This is a genomic window from Streptomyces sp. NPDC020489 (genome assembly GCF_044386545.1).
In the GTDB taxonomy this organism is placed as follows: Bacteria; Actinomycetota; Actinomycetes; order Streptomycetales; family Streptomycetaceae; genus Streptomyces.
The window spans coordinates 448,585-464,798 of sequence record NZ_JBIRUZ010000001.1; the positions used below are offsets into that span (position 1 = coordinate 448,585).

General features: G+C 71.8%; 18 protein-coding genes. 7 read left to right on the top strand and 11 right to left on the bottom strand.

What is annotated here, in order from left to right:
- Positions 1–295: 295 nt before the first annotated feature.
- From ACH41F_RS02000 to ACH41F_RS02025, 6 genes are all read right to left on the bottom strand, one after another.
- Complete coding sequence (locus tag ACH41F_RS02000; RefSeq protein ID WP_398832215.1) at positions 296–541, bottom strand: hypothetical protein; 246 nt, start codon at positions 539–541, stop codon at positions 296–298.
- 6 nt (positions 542–547) lie between these two features.
- Positions 548–1,012 (bottom strand): hypothetical protein, encoded by a 465-nt coding sequence (locus ACH41F_RS02005; RefSeq protein WP_398832218.1) that lies wholly within the window; start codon positions 1,010–1,012, stop codon positions 548–550.
- 194 nt (positions 1,013–1,206) lie between these two features.
- Complete coding sequence (locus tag ACH41F_RS02010; RefSeq protein ID WP_398832220.1) at positions 1,207–1,536, bottom strand: MazG-like family protein; 330 nt, start codon at positions 1,534–1,536, stop codon at positions 1,207–1,209.
- A 23-nt stretch (positions 1,537–1,559) separates the two neighbouring features.
- A complete protein-coding gene (locus ACH41F_RS02015) occupies positions 1,560–2,180 on the bottom strand; it encodes a DUF305 domain-containing protein (RefSeq protein ID WP_398832222.1) in 621 nt (206 codons plus the stop codon).
- A gap of 69 nt (positions 2,181–2,249) precedes the next feature.
- The gene (locus ACH41F_RS02020) at positions 2,250–2,651 is read right to left on the bottom strand and encodes a DUF6153 family protein (protein ID WP_391229599.1); all 402 of its coding nucleotides are present in this window, start codon (positions 2,649–2,651) and stop codon (positions 2,250–2,252) included.
- Positions 2,652–2,700: 49 nt separating this feature from the next.
- Entirely contained in the window at positions 2,701–3,258 is a 558-nt protein-coding gene (locus tag ACH41F_RS02025) for a DoxX family membrane protein (protein WP_391229601.1), read from the bottom strand.
- 131 nt (positions 3,259–3,389) lie between these two features.
- Between ACH41F_RS02025 and ACH41F_RS02030 the strand changes: the two genes are divergently transcribed.
- Together ACH41F_RS02030 and ACH41F_RS02035 are read left to right on the top strand one after the other, a co-directional pair.
- A complete protein-coding gene (locus tag ACH41F_RS02030) occupies positions 3,390–3,713 on the top strand; it encodes a nuclear transport factor 2 family protein (RefSeq protein ID WP_391229603.1) in 324 nt (107 codons plus the stop codon).
- Between the two features lie 94 nt (positions 3,714–3,807).
- Positions 3,808–4,797 (top strand): aldo/keto reductase, encoded by a 990-nt coding sequence (locus ACH41F_RS02035; RefSeq protein ID WP_398832225.1) that lies wholly within the window; start codon positions 3,808–3,810, stop codon positions 4,795–4,797.
- A gap of 12 nt (positions 4,798–4,809) precedes the next feature.
- On the opposite strand, the gene ACH41F_RS02040 is transcribed toward ACH41F_RS02035, so the two are convergent.
- From ACH41F_RS02040 to ACH41F_RS02050, 3 genes are all read right to left on the bottom strand, one after another.
- Positions 4,810–5,511, bottom strand: a complete 702-nt coding sequence (locus ACH41F_RS02040; protein ID WP_398832228.1) for an ABC transporter ATP-binding protein — start codon at positions 5,509–5,511, stop codon at positions 4,810–4,812.
- Positions 5,512–5,562: 51 nt separating this feature from the next.
- Positions 5,563–7,032, bottom strand: a complete 1,470-nt coding sequence (locus tag ACH41F_RS02045; RefSeq protein WP_391229610.1) for an ABC transporter permease — start codon at positions 7,030–7,032, stop codon at positions 5,563–5,565.
- 384 nt (positions 7,033–7,416) lie between these two features.
- A complete protein-coding gene (locus tag ACH41F_RS02050) occupies positions 7,417–8,175 on the bottom strand; it encodes an SDR family NAD(P)-dependent oxidoreductase (RefSeq protein WP_391229612.1) in 759 nt (252 codons plus the stop codon).
- 133 nt (positions 8,176–8,308) lie between these two features.
- Here ACH41F_RS02050 and ACH41F_RS02055 point away from each other — a divergent pair, with 133 nt between their 5' ends.
- Positions 8,309–9,952, top strand: coding sequence for an alkaline phosphatase D family protein (locus ACH41F_RS02055; RefSeq protein ID WP_391229614.1), 1,644 nt, complete (start codon positions 8,309–8,311; stop codon positions 9,950–9,952).
- Here ACH41F_RS02055 and ACH41F_RS02060 read toward each other — a convergent pair.
- Positions 9,939–10,955 carry a Gfo/Idh/MocA family protein gene (locus tag ACH41F_RS02060; protein ID WP_398832232.1) on the bottom strand — a complete coding sequence of 339 codons (1,017 nt, stop codon included), beginning with the start codon at positions 10,953–10,955 and terminating at the stop codon, positions 9,939–9,941. The genes ACH41F_RS02055 and ACH41F_RS02060 overlap by 14 nt on opposite strands.
- 88 nt (positions 10,956–11,043) lie before the next feature.
- Here ACH41F_RS02060 and ACH41F_RS02065 point away from each other — a divergent pair, with 88 nt between their 5' ends.
- The 4 genes from ACH41F_RS02065 to ACH41F_RS02080 all read left to right on the top strand — a co-directional run bounded on the left by ACH41F_RS02065 (position 11,044) and on the right by ACH41F_RS02080 (position 15,343).
- Positions 11,044–12,333, top strand: coding sequence for a Bcr/CflA family efflux MFS transporter (locus ACH41F_RS02065; RefSeq protein WP_391229619.1), 1,290 nt, complete (start codon positions 11,044–11,046; stop codon positions 12,331–12,333).
- Entirely contained in the window at positions 12,285–13,460 is a 1,176-nt protein-coding gene (locus ACH41F_RS02070) for a serine hydrolase domain-containing protein (protein WP_398832234.1), read from the top strand. The genes ACH41F_RS02065 and ACH41F_RS02070 overlap by 49 nt, the downstream gene beginning before the upstream one ends.
- Positions 13,461–13,617: 157 nt before the next feature.
- Positions 13,618–14,604, top strand: coding sequence for a small ribosomal subunit Rsm22 family protein (locus ACH41F_RS02075; RefSeq protein WP_398832237.1), 987 nt, complete (start codon positions 13,618–13,620; stop codon positions 14,602–14,604).
- A 124-nt stretch (positions 14,605–14,728) separates the two neighbouring features.
- Entirely contained in the window at positions 14,729–15,343 is a 615-nt protein-coding gene (locus ACH41F_RS02080; RefSeq protein ID WP_391229626.1) for a TetR/AcrR family transcriptional regulator C-terminal ligand-binding domain-containing protein, read from the top strand.
- On the opposite strand, the gene ACH41F_RS02085 is transcribed toward ACH41F_RS02080, so the two are convergent.
- Positions 15,313–16,185, bottom strand: coding sequence for a glycerophosphodiester phosphodiesterase family protein (locus tag ACH41F_RS02085; RefSeq protein ID WP_391229628.1), 873 nt, complete (start codon positions 16,183–16,185; stop codon positions 15,313–15,315). The genes ACH41F_RS02080 and ACH41F_RS02085 overlap by 31 nt on opposite strands.
- Between the last annotated feature and the right edge of the window lie 29 nt (positions 16,186–16,214).

Here is a 16,214-nt window from a genome sequence, read left to right on the forward strand (position 1 = left end):
GGTGTTCGTTCTGAGGCGCAGCGTAGTGGAGCCCGCTCATGACGGGCAATCACGGCCTAGCCGAGACCGGGATGAAGGACAGTTTCGCGCCACCATGCACCGCCGCCCCATGGTGAAGGCTGACGAATGGGGGCGAGGGCTGTGCGCGTTAACGTAGCCGCAGGCGTGGCCGACCGGCATGTTTGTGCTGGGCATAGTGCTGTGGCGATCCTCTACGGCCTGCAGCCCAACTCGTCTGCCGCTTCTCGGGTACGGGCTTGTTCAGTCCTCCGAACGCCGGACCAGACCGACGTGATCACGGGCCTTCCGGATTCTTCGGTGCCGCCTTCGTCATCCGGGACTGGCAAGACCATCGGGCAAGGGCCCCCACGGCGATGGCTGCGAGAATCGCTCCCCAATCGATGACATGAGGCAGTCCGGGGAAGAACGCGAAGAACGCGAGGGTGATCACCAGGCCCACGAGAAAGGCGGCGATGCCGGCTCGGCGCCGTCGGGTTTCCCACGCCTGGTCCGTGATCTTCCCCTGTTGCTGCTCGATCATGAAGGCTCACTTCGTGATGTGGTGGCACTGGCTGACGCGGCGCACCCCGTTGACGTGGAGATGAGCGCACGCTCTGCCGTAACGAGGGAGCCTCTGCGGAGAGTTGTTGTGCATCGGATCGATCTTGCACTCGCTGTGTGTCTTGCCGCGTGACGTGCGGTAGGTGCGGTTGTTGGTGTCGGCGTAGGTGAAGTCGATACGCCAGTTGCAGAAGCCGGTGCTGAGGGCGGCGACGAAGGCGCAGTCGACGCCCGCGTTCTGATAGGTGATCTTCTTTCCGCTGCCGCGGATGATGTGGGTGAACATGCACCCCGTCGGCACCTTCATCGCCATTCCGCCCACGCTGTACTCGAAGGTACGTACGGGGGTGGATCCAATTGCCGTGGCGTGCGCGGCTGTCGGCGTGATGAGGGCGAGGGCTGCCGTAGCGGTCAGGGCGGAGAAGAGGCGCGTGACGTGGCGCGAGAGCAAGACGGTTCCTCCAGGCAATGTTCCGATGAGCACTCGGAGCAACCGCATCCACACACGGTGGGAGTTGCGTGGATCGGCGTGCATCGCCGCGATTGAGTGATCACTGAGCAAGCTGCTGACCTGTGGAAACGTTAAAGCGGTTTGAGTTTGAATCGGCCGAGGGGGTCTCATCTCACCCCACCATCGTCACCAGCCTACAGAGGACCCAGTGAGCGCTCTCTGACTCGGGTCAGGTGCCGTTCGAACACCCCCCGCGTGTCCGGTGTCAGCGTGCGCAGGGCGACCAGGGCCGTGATCACGACGTCGCACAGTTCGCTCTGGACGTCGTCCCAGGTGTGGGAGGCGCCCTTGCGCGGGTTGTGGTTCATCGCGCCGATCACCGCCTCGGCCACCTCGCCGACCTCCTCCGACAGTTTCAGCATCCGTAGGAGGAGGTCCTGGCGTCCGTCGAGCGGGCGGTGGGAGTCGAGCCACGTCCACAAGTCGTCGATGCCCGACCAGATGTCGGGGTCCGGGTCACTCATGGACGCAGCTTGGCACGGTCCGCTCAGTCCTCGGCGGGATCGAGGAGCTTGTCCATCTCCTCGATCTCGGCGGACTGCGCGGTGACGATGTCGTCGGCCATGGCGGTGGCGGGCTTGTACGCGCCCTTCGCCTTCTGCGTCTCGGCCATCTCGACCGCGCCCTCGTGGTGTTCGACCATCAGCGTCAGGAACCGCGTGTCGAAGGCCTTGCCGGACGCCTTCTCCAGCTCGGTCATGGCGGCGCCGTCCATCATGCCGGGCATGCCGGAGTGCGAGCCGTGCGCCGCGTTCGGGACGGTCTCGCCCCAGGACCTCAGCCAACCCGTCATCGTCTCGATCTCCGGGTCCTGGGCCTTCTCGATCCGCGCCGCCAGGCTCCTGACCTCGGGGGAGGAGGCCCGGTCGGCGGCCAGTTCCGCCATCTCCAGTGCCTGGCGGTGGTGCGGGATCATGCCCTGGGCGAAGGAGACGTCCTGGGCGTTGTGGGAAGCGGCGCTCGGCGAGGGGGAGTTGTGCCCACGCCCGCCCCCACTCCTGCTCCCGTGCCCGCTGTCGCTGTCCTTGCCGCCGCACCCCGTGAGGACGAGTGCGGCGGTGACCGTCACCGCCGTCAGGGCGGCGCGGCGCGTACGGATGGTGCTCATGCTTGAACTCCTGTTGGTCAAAGGGATCTGGACATGCCTCTGCGCACCGCCCGGTGCGCCGAGCGGTGTCTAGATCCGCAGGAGTTGGAGTTCCGCCAGGGACGGGGGTGCGCGGGCGCTGTCGGGGGCCGAGCCGACGTACGCGCACCGCGAGTCGTCTCGTACGACGTCGGCGACCGGGTCGGGTACCAGAGCGGGCAGCACCGGCCCGCCGCTCACCGCAGCCGCCGCACAGGTCGTGTCGGCGTGTGAGACATGGCCCGTGCCGCAGTGGCCCGCGCCGTCGCAGTCGCCGTGGGCGGCCGGCACGGAGACGGCGACCAAGGGAGCGGGATGCGCGTGGCCGTTCGCCACGGCCGCACCCGGCGCCAGGGCGTGCATGCCCATCAGTCCCGCCAGCAGGGCCAGCACGAGCAGCGCCCGCCACCCCCGTAGGGGCGGGTGCGCGGGGTGCTGCTCGGGGACGGTCACGGGGGCATCGTAGGAGAGCGGGTTCACGATCCGCGTAGGCGCCCCGCCCCTACTCCTCGAACAGCGCCTCCTGCTCCCCCCTCTCCCTCTCCTGGAGCCGGCGGTTGCGCGCGCCCACGACCACCGCCGTCACCGCGGCCGTGGCCGCCAGAGCGGTGGGCACCATCCAGCCCCGGTCCAGAACGTGCCCGAGGGCGTGGTCGAGGGAGAGGCGGCCGGGGCCCGTGATCGCCAGCCCCGTCGCGGCCAGCCCCAGCGTCGCGGCGTACTCCAAGCCGCCGGACTGGTTGAAGAAGCCGTTGGGGGCGTGCACGGCCGCCGCGCCCGCCATGCCGCCGGCGGCCGCCGCGCCCGCGGCCGGGGTCGCCAGGCCCAGTGCCAGCAGGGTGCCGCCACCCGCCTCCGCGAGACCCGCCGCGGTGGCGCTCGCCTTGCCGGGGGAGTAGCCGACGGACTCCATGAACTGGCCGGTCCCCTCGATGCCGTGGCCGCCGAACCAGCCGAGCAGCTTCTGCGCGCCGTGCGCGGCCAGCACGCCCCCGGTCCCCAGCCGGAGCAACAGCAGGCCCAGATCACGGCGGTCGTACGACGAAGCGTGTGAGGTCACGATGACTCCCGGGAGAGTTGGACAGGAACACCCCCCTCGCGTCTCCACCGTCGCACTCCTGACAGCTGAGGGAGCCACCCGCGCCGCCGTTCGGGTGGCGGGCCCGGGAGGGCGGTGTGAGTCTGGCTGGCATGACGATTCAGACCGGCAAGCTCAGCGACCCCGCGGTCCGCGCCTTCGTCACCGCCGTCAACGCGCACGACCGCGACGGCTTCATGGCCCTCCTCGCCCCTGGCGCGACCATGTCGGACGACGGCTCCGACCGTGACCTCGACGACTGGGTCGACCGGGAGATCTTCTCCTCCCACGGTCACCTGGAGGTCGACAACGAGTCCCGCGGCGGCCGCGACCTCATCGCCCGCTACAGCAACGACACCTGGGGCGAGATGCGTACCAAGTGGCACTTCGAGGTGGACGGCGAGAAGATCACTCGCTTCGAGACCGGACAGGCCTAGCCACAAGGCCGGCGTAGCCACGAGACCTGCCTGGCGAAAAGACCTCCCGCAGACCCTTGCCCTGAAGCGCGCTTCAACTCCTAGCGTCCCTCCCATGGACACGAACGCGCACACACACCGGACTCTGGGCCGCAGCGGCATCGACGTCAGCCCGCTCGGCTTCGGCTGCTGGGCCATCGGCGGTGAGTGGTCCACCCTCGACGGGCAGCCCCTCGGCTGGGGCAAGGTCGACGACGACGAGTCCGTACGGGCGATCCGGCGCGCCCTCGACCTCGGCGTGACCTTCTTCGACACCGCCGACGTCTACGGCACCGGGCACAGCGAGCGGGTGCTGGGCCGCGCCCTCGGCAAGCGCCGTGCGGAGGTGGTCGTCGCCACCAAATGGGGCAACCTCTTCGACGAGCGCACCCGCACGCTCAACGGGCAGGACGCCTCGACGGAGTACCTCCGCGAGGCTCTCACGGCCTCCCTCGCCCGCCTCGACACCGACTACGTCGACCTGTACCAGTTCCATCTCTCCGACGCCCACCCCGAGCACGGCGCCCGACTGCGCGACGCCTGCGAGGAGTTGGTGCGCGAGGGTCTCATCCGCGCCTACGCCTGGAGCACCGACGACCCGGCCCGCGCCGCGGTGTTCGCCGAGGGGAAGCACTGTGTGGCCGTCCAGCACGCGTTGAACGTCCTTCAGGACGCCCCCGAGATGCTCGCCCTGTGCGAGGAGTCGGACCTCGCGAGCATCAACCGCAGTCCGCTGGCGATGGGCCTGCTGGCCGGCAAGCGCCAGGGACCCCAGGACTCCGGCGACATCCGCAGCACGCCCCCGGCCTGGATGCGGGGCTTCACCACCGAAGGAGCCGACGCCGACTGGCTGGCCCGCGTCGACGCCCTGCGCTCCCTTCTCACCAGCAACGGCCGCACCCTCGCCCAGGGCGCCCTGGCCTGGATCTGGGCGCGCAGCCCGCGCACGGTGCCGATTCCCGGGTTCCGTTCCGTCGAGCAGGCGGAGCAGAACGCGGGGGCGATGGAGAAAGGGCCGCTCAGCGCCGACCAGTTGACCGAGATCGACCGCCTCCTCGAACGGTGAGCGGCGCCGCTCCTAGTGCTGCGCGTACGACGCTTGCCGCGGCTGCTCGGTCAGGCTGATCCGCCCCGCCTCGATGGTCGCCAGCCGCGGCGCCCGCCGAGCGATCGACGAGTCGTGCGTGACCATGATGAAGGTCAACTCGTACTCGTGCCACAGCCCTTCGAGCAGCCCCATGATCTCGTCCCGCATCGACTCGTCGAGGTTGCCGGTGGGCTCGTCGGCCAGCAGCACCTTCGGCTTCTTCACCAACGCCCGTGCGATGGCGACGCGTTGCTGCTGCCCGCCGGACAACTCCGCGGGCGCGTGCGAGAGTCGCTCGCCGAGCCCCACGGACCGCAGGGCCTCCGCGGCGCGGGCCCGCCGTTCGGCCGGCTTCACTCCCAGCGGGACCAGCGCCGTCTCGACGTTCTCCTGCGCGGTGAGCGTCGGGATGAGGTTGAAGGACTGGAAGATGATGCCGATCTTCTCGGCCCGCAGCCGGGTCAGCTTGGCCTCGCTGATCCTCGCGAGGTCCACGCCGTCCAGCTCGACGCTGCCCTCGGTCGGCCGGTCGAGGCCGCCGATCATCTGCAACAGGGTGGACTTGCCGCCACCGGTGGGGCCCTGGATGACGAGTTGGTCGCCGTCCTCGATGGTGAGGTCGACGCCGCGCAGGGCCTCCACGGTCTCCTTGCCGCGCAGGTAGCGCTTGGTGACGCCGGTCAGTCTGTACATGGGTGCTCCGTGAGGACGTGAGGACGTGAGGAGGTCGGAGAAGGACGAGGGCTACGACACGCTGCGCAGCGCGTCCGCCGGGCGCATCCGCGACGCGCGCCAGCCGCCCATCGCGCCGGCGATCAGACCGCCGGTGACCGCCAGGCCCACCGCGAGGGCGATGGTGGTGAGGGAGACGGGCGCGGAGAGCGCGATCTCCATGGTGTTCTGGGCCGACTGCTGTCCCGGGCCCCCGCCACCGGGCCCGCCCATGCCGCCCCCGCCGCCACCGCCGGTGCTGCCGACCTGCGCGGTCAGCGTCGGGCTGATCGCGGTCACCGTGTACGCGGCCGCGAGGCCCAGGCCGATGCCGAGGGCGCCGCCGAGCAGGCCGTTGACGAGGGACTCGCCGACGACCTGCCGGGTCACCCGGCGGCTCGGCCAGCCGAGCGCCTTCAGCGTGCCGAACTCACGCACCCGGCGCGACACCGCCGAGGAGGTCAACAGCGCGGCCACCAGGAACGCGGCGGCGAGCACCGCGACGGACAGCCATGTGCCGACGCTGGTGGCGAGGTCCGAGGCGGTGGACAGGGAGCCGGAGACGGTCTCCGCGAGGTCCGCCGAGGTCGTCACCGTCGTCCCGGAGATGTTCTTCTGGATCGTCGACTTGACGGCGTCGATCCGCTGCGAGTCGGTCGCCTTGACGTAGATCGTGGTGACCTGGTTCTTGGCGTCGGCCAGCGTCTGGGCCTGCTTCAGCGGCAGGTAGACGTCGGTGGTGGACTCGCTGCTGGAGGCCGTCGCGATACCGATGACGGTGTACGTGGTGCCGGAGATCTTGAGGGTCTTGCCGACCTTGTAGGAGTTCTCCTTGGCGTACGACGTGCTGAGCACCGCGACCTTGGCGTTGGTCTGCGCGGCGGTGAAGGTCTTCCCCGAGGTGATCTCCATGCCGGCCAGCGGGCCGAGGGTCTGGTCGGTGACGTCGACGCCGGCGACCGAGTAGGAGTTGACGTCGAAGGAGGCACCGCCGCCCTGCACCTGCGGGGCCGCCGTGCTGTTGCCGCCGCTGCCGCCACCGGGACCGCCCTGGCCCTGGGACTGGCCGGTCGTGGACTGGGCCTTGCCCTGGGTGAAGGAGCCGTTGACCTTGGTGACGTTCAGGGTGATCGCGCCGACCGCGTTCGCCACGCCGTCCTGCTGGGCGACCTTCGTCACCAGCGCGGCCTTGAGGGCCTGGCCGCCCTGGGTCATCACACGGTCCGAGCTCTGTTCCTCGTCGCTGTCGTCGGACCGGGCGTCGAACTCGAAGTTCGGTCTGCCCGAGCTGTCGCCGGTGGGTGCGGAGCGCGCCTTGGTGACGGTCATGTCGGTGCCGAGGCCGTACAGCGACTTCAGGACCTTGTCCTGCGCCTGTGTCATGCCGGCCGACACCGAGGTGACGGTGATGACCAGCGCGATTCCGAGCGCCAGACCCAGTGCGACGACCAGGGCGGCCTTCTTGCGCCGGCCCAGCTCGCGCTTGAGATAGATGCCAAACATCCCGTTCCTCGAGGTTCGTGGCGCCCGCTGTGGGCGCGGCCTCAAGGTAGGGACGAAATGTTGAGTGGCCGTGAGGAAGGGATGTGCGGGAGCTGAGAGGCGATGTGCGCGAGCTGAGAATGTGCGCGCCGCCTGCGACGGTGCGGCAGCCGTGCCGCCCACCGGTGTGTCCCTCGCGGTCGCTCGCGAGGCCCACCCCCATCCGGTGTGGCGGGACGGCTGCCGCCTCCCCCCTCGGGTTCGGTCTACGGGAGCTCACTGCTCCAGATGTGAAGCTCTGATGAAGGAGATGTAGAGCATAAGCCCGTCACCGGCCCGAATGGACCGGATTAACAGATTCCGGTTGTGCAGATCGCGCCCTCCACCGCAACCGCAACACCACCCTCACCCACGTCCCACGTACGGCATCGCCGTCGCCAGCACCGTCGCGAACTGTACGTTCGCCGCCAGCGGCAGCTCCGCCATGTGCCGTACCGTGCGCGCCACGTCGGCGACGTCCATCACCGGCTCGGGCGCGACCTCGCCGTTGGCCTGGAGTGCGCCGGTCTGCATGCGCGCGGTCATGTCGGTCGCCGCGTTCCCGATGTCGATCTGCCCCACCGCGATCCCGTACGGCCGCCCGTCCAGCGACAGTGACTTGGTGAGCCCGGTCAGGGCGTGCTTGGTCGCGGTGTAGGCGACCGAGTGCGGGCGGGGCGTATGGGCCGAGATGGACCCGTTGTTGATGATCCGGCCGCCCTGCGGGTCCTGCTCCTTCATCTGCCGGTACGCCGCCTGCGCGCACAGGAACGCCCCGTTGAGGTTGGTGTCCACCACGTGCCGCCACGCGTCGTACGGCAGCTCCTCCACGGGCACCCCGCCGGGCCCGAACGTCCCCGCGTTGTTGAACAGCAGGTCGACCCGGCCGAAGCGCTCCACGGCCGCGGTGAAGAGCGCGGCCACGTCGTCGGGCTGTGAGACGTCCGTCCGTACGGCGAGACAGGCGCTCTCGGGCACCAGGGCCGCCGTCTCCTGGAGTGTCTCGGTTCGTCGCCCGGCCAGCGCCACCGACCAGCCCGTGCGCAGCAGTTCCACGGCGACGGCGCGGCCGATCCCGGAGCCCGCTCCGGTCACCACGGCGATCCTCGTCCTTTGGATGTCCATGAGCGCGCAGCGTAAATGAACCTCCGCGATACGGAAGTGCCTGTCCGCCATCCGGGTGCTGTCGCCCCGGTGCGCGTGTGTCGGCGCAGCTTCGCGCCGCTCTCCTCCCTCAACTGTGACGGGAGGAAAAAGAATGACCATCACACCCGGCCGGTCGCACACGGACCGCCGTGAACTGCGCGCCGCCGCCCGCCACATCGGCCGTCGGCGCTTCCTGAGCCTGACCGCCGCAGCCGCCGCACTCGCCTTCGCCGTCGACCTGCCCGCGACCGGTACGGCGGCCGCCGCCGAACTCGACGCGGCCCGCATCACCGACTTCCCCTTCACGCTCGGCGTCGCCTCGGGGGATCCGCAGCCCGGCTCGGTCGTCCTGTGGACCCGGCTCGCGCCCGCCCCCTACCAGCCCGACGGCGGACTGCCCGCCGAACGCGTCGACGTCGACTGGGAGGTGGCCCTGGACGAGACGTTCGCGCTGGTCATCGCCAGGGGCACGGCCGTCGCGCACCCGGAGTTCCACCACACCGTGCACGTCGAGGCCGAGGGCCTGACCCCCGGCCGCGTCCTGTACTACCGCTTCCGGGCGGGCGGTTGGCTCAGCGAGACCGGCCGTACCCGCACCGCGCCCGCCGCCGGCACCCCGGTCTCCTCCCTGACCCTGGCCGCCGTCTCCTGCCAGGCCTACCACGACGGCTACTTCACGGCCCACCGCCACCTCGCCCAGGACGACGTCGACCTCGTCCTCCACCTCGGCGACTACCTCTACGAGTACGCCGTGAACGGGGCCGGCGGCGCCCGCAAGTACACCGACCAGGTGCTGCCGCCCGGGTTCAACAAGGAGGCCATGACGCTGGAGGACTACCGGCTGCGCTACGCCCTCTACAAGACCGACCCCGACCTGCGGGCCGCCCACGCCAGGCACCCCTTCGTGGTCACCTTCGACGACCACGAGACCGAGAACAACTACGCCGGCTCCGTCCCCGAGAACGACGTCCCGCCCGAGCAGTTCCTGCTGCGCCGCGCCGCCGCCTACCGCGCCTACTGGGAGAACCAGCCGCTGCGCGCGCCCCAGCTGCCCATCGGGCCCGACATGCAGCTCTACCGACGGCTCCAGTGGGGCCCGCTGGCCCAGTTCGACGTCCTCGACACCCGCCAGTACCGCTCCGACCAGGCCTACGGCGGGGCCCGGCACGTCCCGGGCCCCGAGTCCGAGGACCCGGCACGGACCATGACCGGCACGGCACAGGAGAACTGGCTGCTCGGCGGCTGGAACGCGTCGCAGGCGGTGTGGAACGTCGTCGCCCAGCAGGTCTGCTTCTCCCAGCGCCGGCTGGACCTCAACCCCGTCGCCGAACTCTCCATGGACGCCTGGGACGGTTACCCGGCCTCCCGTCGCCGCATCCTGGACGGCGCCAAGGCGGCCGGGGTCGAGAACCTGATGGTCCTCACCGGCGACGTGCACGTCGGGTACGCCTTCGACATCAAGGACGACTTCGACGACCCCGCCTCCCGCACCCTCGGCACCGAGATCGTCACCACCTCGGTCGCCAGCGGCAGGGACGGGGCCGAGAAGCCGCCGAACTGGCCCACGTACACGTCCGCCAACCCGCACCTGAAGTTCTACGACGGCCGGCGCGGCTACACCACGGTCACCCTCGACCGGTCCCAGGCGCGCGCCGACTTCAAGATGCTGCCCTACGTCACCACCCCCGGGGCGCCGATCACCACGGCCGCCTCCTTCGTCACGGAGGTGGGGGACCCGGGGCTCAAGCCGGCGTGACGGCCTCCCGGGCGAGCTCTCCCGGGTAGCGGACGCCGACCCGGTCCCGGATCGCGTCCATGGTCCGCATCACCGCGAGCGTGCCGTCCAGCGGCACCAGCGGTGACTCGGTCTCGCCGGCCCGCAGCGCCCGCATCACCTCGACCGCCTCGTGCTTGAGGCTGTTGCGCGGGCTGGCCTCGGCCGTGAACTCCTCCGGCTCACGGCCGTCCCGGTGCAGCACGAACCGCTCCGGGAAGAAGAAGCCGGACGGGACGTCGATACGGCCCAGCGAGCCGGTGACCGACGCGGAGGTCGCCGTACCGCCGATGATCGAGCAGTGCACCGAGGCGAGCGCGCCGCCGTCCCAGGACAGCAGGGCGCCGGTCTGGAGGTCGACGCCCTCCTCGGAGAGGGTCGCGCGGGCGGCGACGTCCGAGGGCTCCCCGAGCAGCAACTGGGTGAACGACACCGGGTACACACCGAGGTCGAGGAGCGCTCCGCCGCCCTGGGCCGGGTCGCGCAGCCGGTGGCTGGGCGGGAAGGGGCCCGCGAGCCCGAAGTCGGCCTGGACGTGGCGCACCTCGCCGATCGCGCCGTCGTCCACCAGCGCCTTGAGCCGGCGGATCAGGGGGTTGCAGTACATCCACATGGCTTCCATCAGGAAGCTCCCGCGCTCCCGTGCCAGCGCGACCAGTTCCTCCGCCTCGCGCGCGTTCAGCGTGAACGCCTTCTCGCACAGCACGTTCCGCCCGGCCTCCAGGCACAGCCCGGCGGTCGCCCGGTGCGCCGCGTGCGGGGTGGCGACGTACACGACATCGATGTCCGCGTCCTCGGCCAGCGCGCCCCAGTCGCCGTACGCCCGCTCGATCCCGAACCGCTCCGCGAACGCCTTCGCCGACGCCTCGGTCCGTGACGCCACCGCCACGACCTCCGCGTCCGGCAGATCCACCAGATCCGCCGTGAACGCCGCCGCTATCCCGCCGGTCGCCAGGATCCCCCAGCGCACCTTCTGTTCCGTCATCCCCGCGCCCGCCCTCACTCGCCCGTCACCCGGCACTTCGTACGAGCTGAGAGCATAGGTGGCGGATCCGGAGGAGAGGGAGGGGCACATGCCCGACAGCGGGGCGTCGACACCACAACGGGAACAGGCGGCTGCGGCGCAGCCGCCGACTCGTGCCCCGCGCCGCACGGGTCTGCTCGTGACCTTCGTCCTCGGCGGGCTGACCGCCACGCCCCCGCTGGCGATGGACATGTACCTGCCCGCGCTCCCGCAGGTCACGAACTCCCTGCACGCGCCCGCCGCGACGGTTCAGCTCACCCTCACCGCCTGTCTCCTCGGCATGGCCCTCGGCCAGCTCGTGGTCGGCCCGATGAGCGACCGCTGGGGCCGCCGCCGTCCGCTGCTGGCGGGCCTCGCGGTCTACGTCGTCGCCACCGTCCTGTGCGCGCTGGCGCCCACCGTCGAGACCCTGGTCGCCTTCCGGCTCACCCAGGGACTCGCGGGCGCGGCCGCCATAGTGATCGCCCGGGCCGTCGTACGCGACCTCTACGACGGTGTGGCCATGGCCCGTTTCTTCTCCACGCTGATGCTGATCGGCGGGGTCGCCCCGATCGTCGCGCCGGTCATCGGCGGCCAGATCCTGCGGGTGACCGACTGGCGGGGCGTGTTCGTGGTGCTGACGGTCATCGGTGTGCTGCTGGCCGTGCTGGTGTGGGCCCGGCTGCCCGAGACGCTGCCGGTGGAGCTGCGCCACGGCGGCGGGGTCGGGGTGGCCCTGCGCTCGATGGGCGCGCTCCTTCGCGACCTGCCGTTCACCGGTTTCATGCTCGCGGGCGGCTTCGCCTTCGCCGCGCTGTTCGCGTACATCTCGGCCTCGCCCTTCGTGGTCCAGGAGATCTACGGTGCCTCCCCGCAGACCTTCAGCCTGCTGTTCGCCGTGAACTCGATCGGCCTGGTCGTCGTCGGCCAGATCAACGGCAAGCTCCTGGTCGGGCGGGTCAGCCTGGAGAAGGTGCTCGGCCTCGGGCTGGCGATCGTGATCACCGCGGCGACCGCGCTGCTGCTGATGGCGCTCGGCGTCTTCGGCGAGGCCGGTCTGGTCCCGGTGGCCGCGGCCCTGTTCGTCCTGATGTCGGCGATGGGCCTCACCCTGCCCAACGCCCAGTCCCTCGCCCTGCTGCGCACCAAGCACTCCGCGGGGTCCGCCTCCGCCCTGCTGGGCACGTCCTCCTTCCTCATCGGGGCCGTCGCCTCCCCGCTGGTCGGTATCGCGGGGGAGGACACCGCCGTGCCGATGGCCGTGGTCCAGGTCGTGTCGGCACTGGTCGCGCTGGCCTGTTTCATGGGACTGTGCCGTCCTTGGAACAGACGTGCGATCGCGGAGGGGGCAGGGAGCTGAGCGCGCCGAGACTGCGCAGCGACACACCGGAACGGGCCGGACTCGACCCCGGGGAGCTGGACCTCCTCGTCCGGGAGGTCCGCGACCTCACCGTCGGCGAACGCCCCTGGGCCGCGGGCACCGTCGTGGTCGCCGGGCGCGGCCCGGTGATCGCCGTCGAGGAGGCGGCGGGCTGGGCGGTCCGCTACGCCTCCTACGACCCCGAGGCCGACGCGGGGGTGGAGCTGGCGCGCGGGAGCCGCGTCCCCATGACCGTGGCCACCCCCTTCGACCTCGCCTCCCTGACCAAGCTGTTCACCGCGGTCGCCGCGATGCAGCAGATCGAGCGGGGCACGCTCGGCATCGACGCCCGGGTGGGCGCCTACCTGCCGGACTTCCGGGCCGCGGCCGAGCACGGGGTGACGGTACGGGAGCTGCTGACGCACACCTCCGGGCTGCGGCCGGAACTCCCGCTGTACGACTGCGCGGGGGACGAGGAACGGCTGGAGATGCTGCGGGCGGAGGCCCCCGTCGGCGTACCGGGCACCTACACGTACTCCGATATCAACCTGCTCCTGCTCCAGCACGTCCTGGAACGCCTCACCGGCCGGGGCCTGGACGTCCTCGTCCACGACGGCATCACCCGCCCCCTGGGCATGACGGCGACCTCCTTCGGACCGTGCCCCGGAGCGGCGGCGACCGAGTACCAGCGGCGCCCCTGGGCCAAGGCGGACCGCGGGATGCTGCGGGGCGTCGTCCACGACGAGAACGCCTGGGCGCTGGGCGGGGTCGCGGGCCACGCCGGCCTCTTCTCCACCGGCCGGGACCTCGCCGTCTTCTGCCGGGCCCTGCTGGCGGGCGGCGCGTACGGGCCCGCCCGCATCCTCGGCCCCGACTTCGTCGACCTCCTGCTGACCCCGCCCGGCCTGGGCTTCGCGCTGGACCAGCCCTGGTTCATGGGCGAACTGGCGGGACGGGGAGCCGCCGGCCACACCGGCTTCACGGGCACGTCCCTGGTGCTGGACCGGGCGACGGACACGTTCCTGGTGCTGCTGTCGAACGCCGTGCATCCGCGGCGGCGCGGGGCGGACAGCGGACCGCGGGCACGCGCGGCGACGCGGCTGGCGCGGGCGGTGCGGGGGGCGTGAGCGGTGGCGGGGGCGTGAGGACCCTTCGGGCGACGAGACCGCGCTTCTCGGCGTCGGCACCGGCTCCGGTGTCGGCGTCGGTGTGCGGTGGGCCGGTGCGGTGGGGGCGGGGAAACGCCGAGGCCCACCCCCGCACCGGCGCCCATAGAATCACCGGGTGAACGACCCCGCACCCCCCGCCGAGACCCTCCGCCGCACCCTCGCCGACCTCCTCGACGGCCTCCCTCCGAAGCAGGCCGCCCAGGCGGTCGACCGGCTGATCGCCGCCTACCGCGGGGCGACCCCGACCGACGCCCCCATCCTCCGCGACCGCGCGGACGTCGCCGCGTACGCCGCGTACCGGATGCCGGCGACCTTCGAGGCGGTGCGGTCGGCGCTGGAGGCGTTCGCGGCGGCGGTGCCCGACTGGACCCCCGCCGGCCATGTCGACGTCGGCGGCGGCACCGGCGCGGCGACCTGGGCGGTGAGCGCGACCTGGTCCGGCACCCGGCCGGTCACCGTCCTGGACTGGGCCGAGCCCGCGCTGGCCCTCGGCCGGGAGATCGCGGCGGCCAACCCCGGCCTGCGGGAGGCGAGCTGGCGGCGATCGCGGATCGGCTCGGCGCTGACCCTGGACGCCACGGACCTCGTCACCGTCTCGTACGTCCTCAACGAACTCACCCCCGCCGACCGCACCGCCCTCGTGGACGCCGCCGCGTCCGCCGGACAGGCGGTGGTGATCGTCGAGGCGGGCACCCCGGCCGGGTACGCCCGGGTGATCGAGGCCCGCGACCGGCTGATCGGCGCCGGCTTCCAGGTTGCCGCGCCCTGCCCGCACAGCGCCGCGTGCCCGATCGTGCCGGGCGAGGACTGGTGCCACTTCTCGGCCCGGGTCAGCCGCTCCTCCCTCCACCGCCAGGTCAAGGGCGGCTCGCTGGCGTACGAGGACGAGAAGTTCAGCTACGTCGCCGCCACGCGCCTCCCCGTGGCACCGGCCGCCTCCCGCGTGGTCCGGCGCCCCCAGATCCGCAAGGGCCAGGTCCTCCTGGACCTCTGCGAGCCGGAGCAGCGGCTGACCCGCCGGACGATGACGAAGAAGCACGGCGCCCTGTACAAGGCGGCCCGCGACGCGGACTGGGGCGACGAGTGGCCGCCGGCGGATTAGGGGGCGCGCACACCTGGCGGGGCACACCCGGCGGCGCACACCCGTGATCCAGGGCCCGCTGCCCCGGTCGGTGCCCGCCGTTCGGACGAGACGCCCCGTCTCCCCGCCCTGCTACCGTCGCCCCATGGCCAAGCAGTCCGCCCCCGACACCACCCGCCGCAGCGAGAAGTCCCGCCGCGCCATCTACGACGCCGCCCTCGCCCTCGTCGGAGAGGTCGGCTACGCCAAGACCACCATCGAGGGCATCGCCACCCGCGCCGGTGTGGGCAAGCAGACGATCTACCGCTGGTGGTCGTCGAAGGCGGAGGTGCTGATGGAGGCCTTCCTGGACCTCGCGGAGCGCTCCGCACAGGAGGCCGGCCAGCAGGCGCACGCCTTCCCCGACACCGGAGACCTGGCCGCCGACCTGAAGACCGTCCTGCGGGCCACCGTCGACGAGCTGCGCGACCCCCGTTTCGAGGTGCCGTCCCGGGCCCTGGCCGCCGAGGGCGTCGTGAACGAACCGCTCGGCCGTGAACTGGTCGCCAAGCTCCTCGAACCCTCGCTCCAGCTCTACGTCGACCGGCTGCGCGCGGCCCAGGCCGCCGGTGACGTCCGCCCGGACGTCGACCCGCGCATCGCCCTGGAGCTGTTCGTCTCACCGCTCGCCCAGCGCTGGCTCCAGCACACCGCGCCCATCGACCACGCCTACACGGACACCCTCGTCGACTACGCGCTCCACGGCCTGCTCCCGCGCTGAAGGCTGTGCCGGAGCACCCGCCGGGGCACCCGTGCCAGCCGGCCCGGCGTGTCCGTGATCACCCCGTCGCAGCCGAGGGCCAGCACCCGGTCCCGCTGCGCAGGCGTCACCACCGTGTGCGCCCACACCCGCCGGATGCCGGAGGCGGCCGCCCGGACCAGGTCGGCGTCGCGCGCCCGGTAGTCGACGTCCAGGACGTCCACGAAGGACCGCCATCGCTCGGGCCGGTCGGTGCGCAGCTGCCGGGCCGATCGCCACAGGCCGGTCACCAGCCCTCTCGTGTGGGCCCGCCGGGCCAGCGACGGGTCGTTGGAGTGGACCACCACCGAGCGGGTCAGGCCCCGCGAGCGGATCAGCGCGGCCAGCGGGGCGAGACTGCGCGGGTCCTTCGCCTCCAGCATCAGCACGACCCGCCCGCCGAACGCGTCCAGTACCCGGGCCACCGTCGGGGGCCGCTCCGAGCGCCAGCTGCCGGGCAGGGAGTCCTTCGGGCGCACCCGTACGCCCCGCCATTCCCGGGCGTCCAGCCGGTGCACCTCGCCGCCCAGGTACGTCGTGCGGTCGAGCCGGGGGTCGTGCATCACGACCAGCGTGCCGTCGCGCAGCATGCGGGTGTCGAGGTCGAGCACGTGCGCCGTACCGCGCCGGTGGGCGGCCATCAGTCCCGACATGGTGTTCTCGGGCACCTCGCGGGCGCCGCCGCGATGGGCGACGTATGTCACACGGGGGAGCGAGTCGACGGTGAGCGGTGCGGGCCCCCACTCCAGCGGGATCGTCGGTCCCATCAGCGAGACCCAGGAAACCGCCGAAGCCAGGCCCGTCAGCGCGATCCTTGTGACCATGACGACCACGGTAGGTCGCTGACGCGCAA

Excerpts from the sequence above, each read along its gene's own strand:
- ACH41F_RS02055 (WP_391229614.1), top strand. The coding sequence starts at position 8,309 with ATGACCATCACACCCGGCCGGTCGCACACGGACCGCCGTGAACTGCGC.
- ACH41F_RS02065 (WP_391229619.1), top strand. The coding sequence starts at position 11,044 with ATGCCCGACAGCGGGGCGTCGACACCACAACGGGAACAGGCGGCTGCG.
- ACH41F_RS02000 (WP_398832215.1), bottom strand. The coding sequence starts at position 541 with ATGATCGAGCAGCAACAGGGGAAGATCACGGACCAGGCGTGGGAAACC.
- ACH41F_RS02050 (WP_391229612.1), bottom strand. The coding sequence starts at position 8,175 with ATGGACATCCAAAGGACGAGGATCGCCGTGGTGACCGGAGCGGGCTCC.
- ACH41F_RS02010 (WP_398832220.1), bottom strand. The coding sequence starts at position 1,536 with ATGAGTGACCCGGACCCCGACATCTGGTCGGGCATCGACGACTTGTGG.
- ACH41F_RS02045 (WP_391229610.1), bottom strand. The coding sequence starts at position 7,032 with ATGTTTGGCATCTATCTCAAGCGCGAGCTGGGCCGGCGCAAGAAGGCC.
- ACH41F_RS02085 (WP_391229628.1), bottom strand. The coding sequence starts at position 16,185 with ATGGTCACAAGGATCGCGCTGACGGGCCTGGCTTCGGCGGTTTCCTGG.
- ACH41F_RS02060 (WP_398832232.1), bottom strand. The coding sequence starts at position 10,955 with ATGACGGAACAGAAGGTGCGCTGGGGGATCCTGGCGACCGGCGGGATA.
- ACH41F_RS02035 (WP_398832225.1), top strand. The coding sequence starts at position 3,808 with ATGGACACGAACGCGCACACACACCGGACTCTGGGCCGCAGCGGCATC.
- ACH41F_RS02015 (WP_398832222.1), bottom strand. The coding sequence starts at position 2,180 with ATGAGCACCATCCGTACGCGCCGCGCCGCCCTGACGGCGGTGACGGTC.
- ACH41F_RS02040 (WP_398832228.1), bottom strand. The coding sequence starts at position 5,511 with ATGTACAGACTGACCGGCGTCACCAAGCGCTACCTGCGCGGCAAGGAG.
- ACH41F_RS02030 (WP_391229603.1), top strand. The coding sequence starts at position 3,390 with ATGACGATTCAGACCGGCAAGCTCAGCGACCCCGCGGTCCGCGCCTTC.
- ACH41F_RS02080 (WP_391229626.1), top strand. The coding sequence starts at position 14,729 with ATGGCCAAGCAGTCCGCCCCCGACACCACCCGCCGCAGCGAGAAGTCC.